Raw genomic sequence first — 12,455 nt, 5'->3', positions numbered from 1 at the left:
CCGGATGCTGCACCGGGACACCGTCGACACCACCGTCCTGCCGCCGGGTGAACGGTTCGGGATGTGGCTGGACCTCGTGGCGCGCACCTCGGCACCGATGCGGATCCAGTCCGCGCACGCCGGCGATTTCGCCGCCCGGGCCGACTTCATCGATCTCGGAGCGATCCAGCTGATCAATTACCGCTATCCGTCGCTGGACGCCACCCGGACCCGCAAGCTCGTCCGCCAGTCGGATCCGGAGCTCTACATGCTCGCCCTTACGACCGGCGGTGTCGGCACGTCCAGCCAGGACGGTCGCCGCAGCGAGATTCTGGCCGGGGAGTTCACCTTCTACGACGCCTCCCGCCCGCATGACGTCGGCCACCACGCCATCGAGCCCGAGCGGGACCAGGCCAGCTCAGTCATCGTGATGATCCCGCACGCGGCGCTGCCACTGCCGCCGCAGCGGATGGCCGCCCTCTACGGCGGCCGGATGTCCGGCAGCGAGGGCGTCGGCGCGTTGCTGGCGCAGTTCCTGCTCCAGGTCACCAGGCATCCCGAGCAGTACCATGCCGCCGACGCCAGCCGGCTCGGCGCGGTCGGGCTGGACCTGGCCACCACCATGCTCGGCCGGCACCTGGTCGCCGAGGACGCGGTGCCGACCGAGGTCCGCCGCCGGGCGCTGGTCACCCAGGTGCAGGCGTACGTCCACCGCAACCTCGGCGACGCGACGCTCAGCCCGCAGACCGTCGCGGACGCCCACCACATCTCACTACGCTCGCTGCACCGGTTGTTCGAGGCCGAGGAGTCCACCGTCGCGTCCTACATCCGGGACCTGCGGCTGGCCCGGTGCCGGCGCGACCTGACCGACCCCGCGCTGCGCACCCAGCCCGTGCAGATGATCGCCGCCCGCTGGGGGTTCACCGACAAGGCGCACTTCAGCCGGGCGTTCCGGGCGGCGTACGGGATGAGCCCGCAGGCGGACCGGGAGGGCCACACGGATCCGGCGCGGATCGTCAACCGCCCGGCATCCATGGTCAACTCGTCCCGGGCAGACTGACGATCAACGCGGTCGACCCGCGGCCCGCCCAGGCGGCCGCGGCAGGTCGCCAACGGGGGCCGTGGCGAGGCGCCCGCCGCCAGACGCGGCGGGCGGCCGCCCGGTGCCCCCCGACCGCGGACTGAAGCTCCGGTCCCGTCACTCTCCCCCCAGGACCGTAGGCGGGGCCGGTCAGGCCTTCTCGAGCAGCTCCAATACGACCCGTTCGGCCTCCTCCCGTGGCGCCTGCGGGTCCACCGGCGCCACCACCCCGTCGTGGTAGAGGTCCACCACCCGAGGGTCCACATAGGATGTGCGCGCCACGGTAGGGGTGTTGCCCAGCAGCTCGGCGACCTCGCGCATCACCGCGACCACCGCCTTGCGCCGGGCGGTCATCGAGCGCCCCGGGCCGGCGGTGGCCAACTCGGTCGCGGCGAGCACGGTGGCGTGCCAGGTGCGGAAGTCCTTGGCGGTCATCTCCCCGCCACTGGCGTCGCGCAGGTACCCGTTGACCTCGTCGCTACGCACGTCCCGCCACTCCCGGCCGTCCCAGTAGCCGAACAGCCGGTCCGCCTGCCGACGCCGGCGGCGCAGGTCCGTCAGCACCTGGCACAGCTCCGGGTCCTCGATCCGGCGCACCTGCTCGATGCCGCCCTTCGCCGGGAACTCGAAGACCACGCAGCCGCCCCGGGACCGGGCGTGCTCGGGGCGCAGGGTGGACACCCCGAACGTCGGCTCGTCGCCGGCCGCGTACTGGTCGCTGCCGACCCGGAACATCCCCATGTCCAGCAAGCGGGCCACCGTGGCCAGCACCCGGTCCCGGCCCAGGCCCCGGCCGCCCAGGTCGTGCCCCACCCGCTCCCGCAGCACCGGCAGCCGCCGGGCCACCTCCAGCATGTGGTCGAACTTCGCCTCGTCCTGCTTCTCCCGCCACAACGGGTGGTAGAGGTACTGCTTGCGCCCCGCCGCGTCGATGCCGATCGCCTGGATGTGGCCGTTCGGGTACGGCGAGATCCAGACGTCCTCCCACGCGGGCGGGATGACCAGCTCCCGCAGTCGGGCCAGCTGGTCGGGATCCCGGACCGGAGCGCCGCCCGGATCGACGAAGTGCCAGCCCTTGCCGCGCCGTCGGCGCCCGTACCCCGGCCGGCCCGGATCACTACGCCGCAATCGCACCGGAGACCCGCACCACCCGTTCCACCTCGTCCACGGCGGCCAGCACCTCGTCGAGCCGCAGAGCCGCCAACGTCGGGTGGCTTCCTACCCCGTCCCACCGGCGCCAACCGCCGGCACCGGCCCAGAGCACCCGGTGCCGGGGCCGGTCCGGCGGCGGCCCCCAGTGGGCCGGCGGCACCGGCCCGAAGAGCACCACCGAGGCGGTGCCGTACCCGGTGGCCAGGTGCGCCACCCCGGTGTCCCCGCTGATCACCAACCGGGCGTTGGCGACCAGCGCGGCGAGCGCCCCGAGGTCGGTCCGGCCGGCCAGCACGGAGGTCGGCGGCAGGCCGGCCGCGTCGGCCACCCCGGCGGCCAGCGCGCGTTCGTCGGCCGAGCCGGTGAGCAGCACCCGGTGCCCCCGGTCGGTGAGCGCCCGGGCCAGCGCGGCGAACCGCTCGGCCGGCCAGCGCTTCGCGGGGATCTTGCCGCCGGGATGCAGCACGGTCGCCCCGGTGGGCAGCCGGGGCGCCTCGGGACGGCGCAGAGCGAGGTCGGTGCGGTCGGCCGGGATGTCGTACCACGACAGCAGCCCGCACCACCGGTCCACCTCGTGCTCGTCGGCGGCCCACGGCGGGCCGTCGACGAACCCGGCGTCGGTGTTGGCGAAGGCGAGCAGGCGTCCGGGGCGGGCGGCGGCGAGCAGCCGGTGCGACTGCGGGCCCTGCCCGTGCAGGTTGACCGCGACCTGCGGGGCCGGGCCGGGCCAGGCCGGGCCATCCAGCCCGGCGGTGTCCACCAGCCGGTCGACGCCGCCGACCAGGTCGACCAGCGGGGCCAGCCAGGCGGGCGCGGCGAGCGCCAGCTCCCGACCGGGGTACGCGACCCGCAGCGCCCGCAGCGCGGGCACCGCGGTGACCAAGTCGCCGACGCCGAGGGCGCGCAGGACGAGGATCACGGGTACGAGGTCTCCTGCTCGGCGCAGACGACCATCTCGCGTACGGCGCAGCCGGGCGGCTGGTTGAGCGCGTACATGATCGCCGCGGCGGTGTCGACAGGATCGTTGAGGATGGCGTCCGGCCCCGGCTTGTACTGCGGGTCACGCTCGTCGAAGAACGCGGTACGCATCCCGCCGGGGATGAGCAGGGTGACGCCGACCTGGCCGGCGAGTTCGGCGGCGAGGGCGCGGGTGAAGCCGACCACGCCGAACTTCGCCGCGCAGTACGCGGTGGCGTCGCTGACCGCCTTGACACCGAGGGTGGAGGCGACCGTGACGATGCGACCGCGGGAGGTCTGCAGGAACGGCAGGGCGGCCCGGATCACCGCGGCGGTGGCCAGCAGGTCTACCGCGACGATCCGGTCCCAGGTCTCCCCCGGCACGTCGGCGAGCCGGCCCGGCACGTCCATGCCGGCGGCGGTGACCACCGCGTCCAGGCCGCCGGCCTGCTCGGCGAGGTGTTGCGTGGCCACCTCGGCGGCCCGGGTGTCGGCCAGGTCGCACTCGGTCCAGGACACCCCGTCGACCGGCGGCTGCCGGTCCAGCACGAGCGGCCGGCCACCGGAGGCGGTCACCGCGGCGACCACCGCCGCGCCGAGACCGCTGGAACCGCCGGTGACCAGGACGGTGGGCCCGGCGCCGGGTGACGCGGCGCTCATCGGGTCCGCTCCCCGCCGGGCGTCACCGACGACGGCACGGCGGTGCGGGCCGGCTCCGTCGGGTCGCCGGTCGCGCAGCACGCGCCGGTGGCGTGCCCTTGGCCGGAGCGGGCGATCATGTCGGTGGTGGACCGGCCGTCCAGGTACGGCACCACCACCGTGTGCCCGTCCCAGCGACGCAGGACCTCCGCCTCGGGCAGCGCCGCGGCGTCCCCGCCACCACTGGCGTAGTCCCCGCCCTTGACCCAGATGTCCGGACGCAGCCAGGACAGCGCCGCCTCCGGGGTCGACTCGTCGAAGATCATGACCGCGTCCACACAGCTCAGCGCGGCCAGCAGCCGTGCGCGGTCACCCTCGGACATCACCGGCCGGTCCGGCCCCTTCAACCCGGCGACGCTGGCGTCGGAGTTGAGGCAGACGATCAGGCAGTCGCCGAGCTGACGGGCGGCCTGCAGGGTGGCCACGTGCCCGGCGTGCAGCAGGTCGAAGCAGCCTCCGGTGGCCACCACCGTGCCGCCCGCCGCGCGTACGTCGGCGAGCAGCGTGGCGACCGCCGCCACGCCCACCCGGTCACCACCCAGGCCGACCACGCCGGTAGGCGCCGACTTCACAGGCGGTGGGAGGGCCGCGGCCACTCCCCCGCCCGCCACGTACGCGGACGCGTCGGCGACCGCCGCCTGCACCGCCTCGGAGACCAGCGCGCCCTGGGCCAGCGCAAGGCTGGCGCTGGCCGCGAACCGGTCGCCGGCGCCGCAGGTGTCCCCCTCGGCGCTGCCCGGGGTCGGCACCACCAGCGGCGTCGACCCGGCGTGGCAGAGCAGCGCGCCGTCCCCGCCCAGCGTCACCGCGACGGCACCGGCCCGCCAGCGTCGGCGCAGACCCTGCGCGCCCCGGGAAGCGGTCGCCAGGCGGGACGCCCCGGGCAGCGTGGGGACCAGCTCGCGCACCTCCGACTCGTTCGGTGTGGCCAGATGCACGCCGGGCACCGCCGCCGGTCCACGCGGATGCGGGTCCCACACCACCGGGGCGCGGGTCGCGGCCAGCGCGGCGCGCAGCGCGGGCTGGCGGGCGACCCCCCGGCCGTAGTCGCTGACCAGCACCGCCGACGCCGCACCGATCACCCGCAGCACCTCGTCGGAGGGCTGGCCCGGTTCGCCGGGTACGCCGCCGCGGTCGTGGCGCAGCAGCACCCGGCCGCGGGCCCGCAGCCGGACCTTCTCCGGCGTCGCCCCGGACAGGGTCAGCGGGTACACCTGCACACCGGCGGCGGCGAGCAACGCGCTCAGCCGGGCGCCGCCGGCGTCGTCGGCGAGCGCCGTCACCAGCACCACCTCGGCGCCCTGCGCGGCGGCGAAGACCGCCGCCAGGCCGGCGCCACCGGGCCGGTCAGCGGCCGCGGTCTCGTCGAGCACGGGCACCGGGGAGTCCGGACAGAGCCGGTTCACGACCCCTTCCACGTCCCGGTCGAGCAGGGTGTCCCCGACCACCACCACGGGTCCCCTCACGCTTACCTCCTCATCCTCACGCGTCGACCTGCTGTCCGGTCCCGCCGTCGAGCACCACCTCGACCCCGGTACGCACCGGCCCGGACGGGAGCCGACCGGCCGGTGCGGGCTCGGCCGGCGCATGCCGGGTGGACGCGGCCAGCGCGGCGGGCAACTCCTGCTCGAGGTATTCGCAGAGCAGGTGGCTGGTGACGAGGTGCAGTTCCTGGACGACCTGGGAGTCGGGGGACGCGACGGCGAGGGCGTCGGCGCAGGCGTCGGCGAGGGGGTTAGGGGCGGGCCCGGTGAGCGCCCAGGTGGTGAGGCCGCCGTCCCGGGCGGCGTGCGCGGCGGTGAGCAGGTTGGCGCTGGTGCCGCTGGTGCTGAGCAGCAGCAGGATGTCGCCGGGTCGGCCGTGGGCGCGCACCTGGCGGGCGTAGACGTCGGCGTAGCCGTAATCGTTGGCGATCGCGGTCACGGCGCTGGTCTCGGCGTGCAGGGCGATGGCGGACAGCGGCTGCCGGTCGTCGTGGAGCTTGCCGACGAGTTCGGCGGTGAGGTGTTGGGCCTCCGCCGCGCTGCCACCGTTGCCGGCGACCAGCAACCGTCCGCCGCCCGCCAGCCGGTGCGCCAGCTGCGCACCCCAGCGCGCCAGCTGCGACTCGCACCGTCGGTAGGGCACCAGCGCCGCGGCGAGGTTCGTCAGGTGGGTGTCGAGCGGGCTGCCCGCCGGCATCAGGCCACCACCCGGGTCGGCCGGCGCACCGCGGCCACCTCGCCGTAGACCTCCGCCAGCCGCTCGGCCGTGGCCGCCCACGAGTACCGCGACCGGACCCGCTCACGCGCGGCGGTGGCGTACCGGAAGCGCCGGATGCGGTCGTCGAGCAGCCGCTGGATCGCGGTGGCCAGGGCACGTGGATCGCGGGCCGGCACGAGATCGCCGGTCGTCCCGTCGACCACCGTGTCCCGGATGCCGCCCACGGCGGTGCCTACCACCGGCACCCCACAGGCCATCGCCTCCAGCGGCGTCAACCCGAAGGGCTCGTACCAGGGGGCGGCGACCAGCAGGTCCGCCGAGCGGTACCAGCGGCCCATCTCCTCCCGGGGCACCGCGCCGACCAGCCGTACCCGGTCGGCCACCCCGCAGGTCTCGGCCAGCGCCCGCAACCGCCGGGCGTACGGGTCGGTCTCCAGCAGCCCCTCGGGCGGCCCGCCCACCACCACACACTCGGCGTCCGGCACCAGCGCCATCGCGCGGATCACGGTCTGGAAGCCCTTGCGCTCCACCAACCGGCCCACGGTCAGGATCCGGGGCCGACCCGGCTCCCGGTCCGCGGCCGGCCCGAGCGGGGCGAACGAGGCGAGGTTGACCCCGGACGGAACGACTGTCATCCGGGACCGGGGCACTCCCATCCGGACCAGCTCACCGACCTCGTCGCGGCACTGCGCGACCACCCGGTCCACCGAGCGGCCCAACTCCCGCTCGTAGGAGATCCGCCGCGCCGGACTGGTGTCCTGCACGCCCTGGTAGCGGCGCTTCACGGTGCCCAGCGCGTGGTACGTCTGCACCACCGGCACGCCAGTCTGCCGGCCGGCGTTCAGCGCGGCCAGGCCACTCATCCAGAAGTGCGCGTGGATCACCTCGGGCATCCAGTCCCCGCCCCGCCACCGCTCCACCAGCCACCGGCTGAACTCCCGCATGTGCGGCAGCAGCGCGTCCTTGGCCACCGGCTCGGCCGGACCGGCCGGCACGTGCACCACGTCGTACCCGTCCGGGCTGCGGACGGTCACCGGCAGGTCGAGCGCGTCCCGGCGGGTGTAGACCCGCACCTCGTGCCCGGCGTCGGCGAGCGCGGCGGACAGCTCCGCGACGTGCGTGTTCTGGCCACCGGCGTCCTCCCCTCCGAGGATGGCGAGCGGGCTGGCGTGCTCCGAGATCATCGCGATCCGCATACTTCCTCCTCCAGCAGCCGGTCCCAGTCAGCGAGGAAACGGTCGAGGCCGTACCTGTCCCGCGCGGCCGTCCGTGCCGCCGCGCCGGCCTGACGCGCGGCCTCCGGCTCGGTGATGAACCGGCGGGCGGCGTCGAGCAGGGTGTCCATCCGGGTGGCGAGGGCCCCCGCCGCCGGGGGCACCGCCGTCACCGCCTCGGTGGTGGCGAGCGCGACGACCGGCATGCCGATCGCCATCGCCTCGATCAGGCTGAGCCCCAGCGAGGTCCACCGGCACAGGTGCAGGTACGCGCGCCGCCGGGCCAGTTCGGCGTGCATCCGGTCCTGAGGTACGTCGTCGTGGCTGGTGAGCCGCTCGGCGGGCAGGCCGAGGTGGTCGGCGAGGCCGGCGACGCCCATGCCGAACACGTCCAGCGGAGCGATCTCGGCGAACCGGGGCAGCAGGTCGGTGCCGGTGACCCGGCCCCGCCGTACCGGCTCGTTGATCACCACGGCGAGCCGGTCCAGCTCACCGGTGTACGACACGGCGGGGGCGACGATCCCGTGATCGACCACTGTGGTGCGGGTGCCACCGGTGTCCCAGAAGATCTGGTTGAAACCGGTGACGTGGGCGATGAGCAGGTCGTCGCGGTCGGCCATCGGATGCCGGGTGTTCGGCACGTCGCCCTTGGGCGTGTTGTGTTCGACGTAGATGGCCGGGACATCGCGGCCGGGGCGGCGGCCCAGCCACTCCTCGGCGAGGTCGACCTCCTCGGGGCGTTGCAGGATCACCAGGTCGACGCCGGCGCCGGGCAGGTCGGCGGGGGCGACCTCGACGGCGCTGTCCGGCCAGGGGTAGGTGCGGGCACGGCCGAGGCCGTTGGGGCCACGGTCGGGTGTGGTGGGGATCAGGTAGCGGTGGCTGCCGTGCACGAAGGACGTGGTCCAGGAACCGTGCACGTGCCAGAGCAGGACGTTCATCGGCCGCCACCACCGCTGACGGCCAGCACCCGCAACGCCTCGACCACCTCGGCCGGGTCGATGCCGCTCAGGCAGGGGTGCGCGGGCACCGGGCAACTGGCCGCCCGGGTGTCCCGGCAGGGCGCGTCGGCGTTGCCGAGCCGGACTGTGGGCACCCGGTAGGGCCCCCACTGCCCAAACGGGACGGTCGGCGCGAAGAGACTCACCACCGGCACCCCGGCCGCCGCGGCGAGGTGTGCCGGCCCGGTGTTGCCCACCACCACCGCGCCGGCGTCGGCGACGATCGCGGCCAGCCCCGGCAGGTCCGTCCGGCCACCCAGATCGGTGCCGCCGGCCGCCGCGACCCGGGCGGTGACGTCGCGCTCGTCGGAGCCGCCGGTGACCAGCACCCGGTGCCCGGCGGCGGTCAGCGACCCGGCGATCCGGGCCGCCAGCTCGGGCGGGCAGGCCCGGCTCGACGCGGCCGAGCCGGGGTGCAGCACCACGTAGCCAGGGTCACCGAGGTCGGCCGGGCGGGGCGGCAGGGCGTCCGGCCGCAGCCGGAGCACGGGCTCGTCGTCGCCGGGCAGCCGGTGGCCGGCGGCGGCGGCGAGGGAGAGGGCACGTTCGGGTTCGGGGACGCCGACGGGCACCCGGTGGCGGACGTCCAGCAGGGAACCCGGGTAGTCGTCGCTGATCGCGGAGATCCGGCGGATCCCCGCCATCCGCAGCAGCAGCGCCAGCGGCAGCGCGGACTGGTGGAACGACGTGAAGACCACCGCCTCGTCCGCGCCTATAGCGGCGAGGCGCGCGGCCAGGGTCCGCATGGCGTCCGGGTCGACCGGCGCCGGAGTGGGATCGATCCACGGCAGCGGATGTTCGAGGATCTCGTCGACGCCGGGCAGCAGGTCGGCGGCCGCCCGCCCGCGTGGCCCGCACAGCAGCACCACCCGCTGCGCGCCGGCCGCGACGGCGCGGATCGCCGGCCCGGTGACCAGCACGTCCCCCGCCGAGTCCGACCGCACCACCAGCGCTGTGCCCACCCGCTCGCCGACCCGACCCGGCACGGTGTGCACCGCCTGCTGGCGGCGCAGGATCTCATCCACCGCCGCCGGCAGGTCGCTGGCCAGCCACCCGGCGGCGGCGACCTCCTCCGGCCGGGTCACCGGGGTGGGCACCAGCACACCGGCCGCCCCCGCCGCCAGCGCGGCGGCCACGTCCCGACCGATGTCGCCCACCAGCACGCAGCGCGACGCGCGCGTGCCGAGCTCCCGTGCCGCGGCGTGCACCAGGCCGGGGGCGGGCTTGCGGCAGTCGCAGCCGTCGGCGTCGTCGTGCGGACAGACCAACCACGCGTCGAAGCGCCCCAGCAGCTCCTCGATCCGGGCGTGCACCGCCCGCATCTGCTCGTCGCCGAAGTAGCCCCGGGCCAGGCCGGACTGGTTCGTCACCACCGCCAGCCGCAGCCCGGCGGCCCGCAGCCGGTCAAGCGCCGCTCGCGCCCCCGGCACCGGCCGCACCTTCTCCGGATCACCGTTGTACGGCACGTCCTCGATCAGGGTGCCGTCCCGGTCCAGCAGCACCGCGTCGTACAGGACGGGGCGGGTGCCCTCGACAGGCCCGGAACCGGCCCGGCCAGCACCGGCGTACACCCGGGCTGACCTGCGCTGATCCGGATCCTCCTGGTCCTGTCGCACAGGCGGCGGGTTCCCTGCGCCCCGGGGAGTAAACGTGGTCGTCGGCGCGGTGGGCCAGCGCCGCCGGCGGTGCCCCGCGTCGGCCTTACCCGCCGCCCCCGAGAAGCTAACCCGCCGGGCCGTTAGCCACCTTTCCCGCGGGGTATGGGAGTCCAGTGGCGATTGTGGAGAAAGTGATCGAAGCTCCCCCGCAGCAGGTTTTCGACGTGCTGTCCGACGGGTGGACGTACAGCGACTGGGTGGTCGGCACGGCGCACGTCCGGGACGTGGACGAGGCCTGGCCGCGGGTGGGCAGCCAGCTGCACCACCGGGCCGGGCCGTGGCCGTTCTCGTTGCAGGACGCCTCCACCGTGCTGGCCTGCGAGCCACCGCACCGGCTCGTCCTCCGGGCCGGTCTCTGGCCGGCCGGCGAGGCGATCGTGGCCTTCACCCTGGAACCGGTCGGCGCGGGCGCCACCCGGGTCCGCATCGGGGAGGACTTCGCCGCCGGTCCGCTGCGCTGGGTCCAAAACAAGGTCAATGATCTCGTGCTGCACCTGCGTAACCGGGAGACGCTGAACCGGCTGTCCGACATCGCCACCCGGCAGAAGGGTGCGCCGTGACGCAGACCGTGGTGGTGACCGGCGCGAGCGCCGGCGTCGGACGGGCCGTCGCACACGCGTACGCGGCCCGGGGCGCCCGGCTGGCGCTGCTGGCCCGGGGCGAGGCGGGCCTGGCGGCGGCCGAGCGGGAGTGCCGGCGGCGCGGCGCCACCGACGTACGGGTGTACCGGGTCGACGTCGCCGACGCGGGTGCCGTGCTGCAGGCCGCCGACGACGTGGTGCACCGGTGGGGCCGCATCGACGTGTGGATCAACAACGCGATGGTGTCGGTGTTCGCACCGGCGTGGGAGATCCCGGCGCGCGAGTTCCGCCGGGTCACCGAGGTCACCTACCTGGGCACGGTGCACGGCACGCTGGCGGCGCTGCGGCACATGCGGGCGCACGGCTGCGGCGCGATCGTGCAGGTGGGCTCGGCGCTGGCCTACCGGGGGATCCCGCTGCAGTCGGCGTACTGCGCCAGCAAGCACGCCGTCCAGGGGTTCAACGACTCGCTGCGGGCCGAGCTGCTGCACGACTGCCCGGGGGTGAAGCTGTCGATGGTGCAGCTGCCCGCGGTGAACACGCCACAGTTCTCCTGGGTCCGCACCCGGCTGCCCCGGCATCCGCAGCCGGTGCCGCCGATCTTCACGCCGGAGCTGGCCGCGCGGGCGATCGTCTGGGCCGCCGATCACGGCACCCGGGAGCTGAACGTGGGCGGCCCGACCTGGCGGGCCCGCCTGGGCGACATCCTGATCCCCGGCCTGCTGGACCGCAAGCTTGCCCGGGACGGGTACGACAGCCAGCAGACCGGCGACGAGATCGACCCGGCCACCTGGCGGGACAATCTCGACCACCCCGGCGACGAGGACCGCGACCGGGGCGCAGCGGGCGTCTTCACCGACCGGGCGCGCGGTCGCTCGGCGGCGCTCTGGGTTGGCACCCACAAGCCGGCGCTGTCCGGTTTCGCGCTCGTCGGCGTGGCGCTGGCCCTCGCCGCCGCCGCCCGACGCCCTCGCTGACCTGCGCCCGGAGCAGCGGAGCAGGGCTCGCACCCAGCGGAGGGACACCGTCCGCAACGCCCGGAAGGGGAGCCTTTCCAAGCCGGACGTGGCAACTGGCTACCCTCTCAGGTAGCCCTGTCCGCAAACCGAGGATGTCCGACATGATCGAGCCCGTGCAGCTGCCGTCGCCGTGGCGGGACGCGCGCCTGACCGTCGTGGTGCCCACCTACAACGAGGCGGGCAACCTCCCGGCGCTGGTCGAGCGGCTGCTCGCACTGCCGCTGCCGGGGCTGCGCATCCTCGTTGCCGACGACAACTCTCCCGACGGCACGGGCGAGGTGGCCGACAAGTTGGCCATCGAGCACCCGGACCGGATCGAGGTGGTGCACCGGGCTGGCAAGGAGGGCCTGGGCCGCGCCTACGTGGACGGAATGGGGCGGGCGCTCGACGGCGCCGCCGAGTACGTGGCGCAGATGGACGCGGACCTGTCCCACCCGCCGGAGGCACTGCCGGGGATGCTGGGCGCGCTGCTCTCCACCCAGGCCGGCGTGGTGATCGGTTCCCGGTACGTGCCGGGCGGCGAGCTGGACGAGAACTGGCCGCTGTACCGCCGGGCGCTGAGCGGTTGGGCGAACCTCTACGTGCACACGCTGCTGAGGGTGCGGATCCGGGACCTGACCGCCGGCTTCAAGATCTGGCGGGCCGACGCGCTGCGGGACATCGGCCTGACCCGGGTGCAGTCCAACGGCTACAGCTTCCAGGTGGAGATGCACTACCTGGCCACCAAGCTGGGGCACACGATCCTGGAGGTGCCGATCCGCTTCGAGGAGCGGCGCGACGGCGAATCCAAGATGACCACGGCAACCAAGATCGAGAGTGCTCTGATGCCGTTCCGCCTGCGCAGCAAGCACCGCAACATCACCAGCTGACCTGGCCTCCGGCCCGCCCCTTCACGGGGCGGGCCGGCCAGGG

The 12,455-nt window shown here is 75.0% G+C and carries 12 protein-coding genes; 4 read left to right on the top strand and 8 right to left on the bottom strand.

From position 1 onward, the window contains the following. Nucleotides 1-4 precede the first annotated feature (4 nt). The gene (locus ACWD5O_RS22275; RefSeq protein WP_450086422.1) at nucleotides 5-1,039 is read left to right on the top strand and encodes an AraC-like ligand-binding domain-containing protein; all 1,035 of its coding nucleotides are present in this window, start codon (nucleotides 5-7) and stop codon (nucleotides 1,037-1,039) included. Between the two features lie 171 nt (nucleotides 1,040-1,210). Here ACWD5O_RS22275 and ACWD5O_RS22270 read toward each other — a convergent pair whose 3' ends face one another. Genes ACWD5O_RS22270 through ACWD5O_RS22235 form a run of 8 tightly spaced genes read right to left on the bottom strand, consistent with a single transcriptional unit; the run spans nucleotide 1,211 to nucleotide 9,901 of the window. After that, nucleotides 1,211-2,194, bottom strand: coding sequence for a DNA topoisomerase IB (locus tag ACWD5O_RS22270; protein WP_450086421.1), 984 nt, complete (start codon nucleotides 2,192-2,194; stop codon nucleotides 1,211-1,213). Continuing rightward, nucleotides 2,178-3,131: a glycosyltransferase family 9 protein gene (locus tag ACWD5O_RS22265; protein ID WP_450086420.1), complete on the bottom strand. Its 954-nt coding sequence runs from the start codon at nucleotides 3,129-3,131 to the stop codon at nucleotides 2,178-2,180. The genes ACWD5O_RS22270 and ACWD5O_RS22265 overlap by 17 nt, the downstream gene beginning before the upstream one ends. Next, nucleotides 3,128-3,829 carry an SDR family oxidoreductase gene (locus tag ACWD5O_RS22260; RefSeq protein ID WP_387325785.1) on the bottom strand — a complete coding sequence of 234 codons (702 nt, stop codon included), beginning with the start codon at nucleotides 3,827-3,829 and terminating at the stop codon, nucleotides 3,128-3,130. The genes ACWD5O_RS22265 and ACWD5O_RS22260 overlap by 4 nt, the downstream gene beginning before the upstream one ends. Further along, nucleotides 3,826-5,334 (bottom strand): PfkB family carbohydrate kinase, encoded by a 1,509-nt coding sequence (locus ACWD5O_RS22255; RefSeq protein ID WP_450086419.1) that lies wholly within the window; start codon nucleotides 5,332-5,334, stop codon nucleotides 3,826-3,828. Before ACWD5O_RS22255 ends, ACWD5O_RS22260 begins: the two co-directional genes overlap by 4 nt. Nucleotides 5,335-5,350: 16 nt before the next feature. Further along, on the bottom strand, nucleotides 5,351-6,052 hold the full coding sequence (locus ACWD5O_RS22250) for a D-sedoheptulose-7-phosphate isomerase (protein ID WP_450086474.1): 702 nt from the start codon (nucleotides 6,050-6,052) through the stop codon (nucleotides 5,351-5,353). Then, nucleotides 6,049-7,266, bottom strand: a complete 1,218-nt coding sequence (locus tag ACWD5O_RS22245; RefSeq protein WP_449937690.1) for a glycosyltransferase — start codon at nucleotides 7,264-7,266, stop codon at nucleotides 6,049-6,051. The genes ACWD5O_RS22250 and ACWD5O_RS22245 overlap by 4 nt, the downstream gene beginning before the upstream one ends. Then, nucleotides 7,251-8,225, bottom strand: a complete 975-nt coding sequence (locus tag ACWD5O_RS22240; protein WP_354964123.1) for a glycosyltransferase — start codon at nucleotides 8,223-8,225, stop codon at nucleotides 7,251-7,253. The genes ACWD5O_RS22245 and ACWD5O_RS22240 overlap by 16 nt, the downstream gene beginning before the upstream one ends. Then, entirely contained in the window at nucleotides 8,222-9,901 is a 1,680-nt protein-coding gene (locus ACWD5O_RS22235; RefSeq protein ID WP_450086418.1) for an HAD-IIIA family hydrolase, read from the bottom strand. Before ACWD5O_RS22235 ends, ACWD5O_RS22240 begins: the two co-directional genes overlap by 4 nt. Nucleotides 9,902-10,074: 173 nt before the next feature. On the opposite strand from ACWD5O_RS22235, the gene ACWD5O_RS22230 reads away from it, so the two are divergent. From ACWD5O_RS22230 to ACWD5O_RS22220, 3 genes are all read left to right on the top strand, one after another. Beyond that, nucleotides 10,075-10,503, top strand: a complete 429-nt coding sequence (locus ACWD5O_RS22230) for an SRPBCC family protein (RefSeq protein ID WP_450086417.1) — start codon at nucleotides 10,075-10,077, stop codon at nucleotides 10,501-10,503. Beyond that, entirely contained in the window at nucleotides 10,500-11,501 is a 1,002-nt protein-coding gene (locus ACWD5O_RS22225) for an SDR family oxidoreductase (protein WP_450086416.1), read from the top strand. Before ACWD5O_RS22230 ends, ACWD5O_RS22225 begins: the two co-directional genes overlap by 4 nt. Before the next feature lie 143 nt (nucleotides 11,502-11,644). Next, nucleotides 11,645-12,412, top strand: coding sequence for a polyprenol monophosphomannose synthase (locus ACWD5O_RS22220; protein WP_354964120.1), 768 nt, complete (start codon nucleotides 11,645-11,647; stop codon nucleotides 12,410-12,412). Nucleotides 12,413-12,455 lie beyond the last annotated feature (43 nt).

It is taken from the genome of Micromonospora sp. NPDC005161 (assembly GCF_053599855.1).
Note: the sequence above shows the minus strand (reverse complement) of the source record. Positions and strands in the feature narration are given on the sequence as shown.

Excerpts from the sequence above, each read along its gene's own strand:
- ACWD5O_RS22275 (WP_450086422.1), top strand. The coding sequence starts at position 5 with ATGCTGCACCGGGACACCGTCGACACCACCGTCCTGCCGCCGGGTGAA.
- ACWD5O_RS22260 (WP_387325785.1), bottom strand. The coding sequence starts at position 3,829 with ATGAGCGCCGCGTCACCCGGCGCCGGGCCCACCGTCCTGGTCACCGGC.
- ACWD5O_RS22245 (WP_449937690.1), bottom strand. The coding sequence starts at position 7,266 with ATGCGGATCGCGATGATCTCGGAGCACGCCAGCCCGCTCGCCATCCTC.
- ACWD5O_RS22240 (WP_354964123.1), bottom strand. The coding sequence starts at position 8,225 with ATGAACGTCCTGCTCTGGCACGTGCACGGTTCCTGGACCACGTCCTTC.
- ACWD5O_RS22220 (WP_354964120.1), top strand. The coding sequence starts at position 11,645 with ATGATCGAGCCCGTGCAGCTGCCGTCGCCGTGGCGGGACGCGCGCCTG.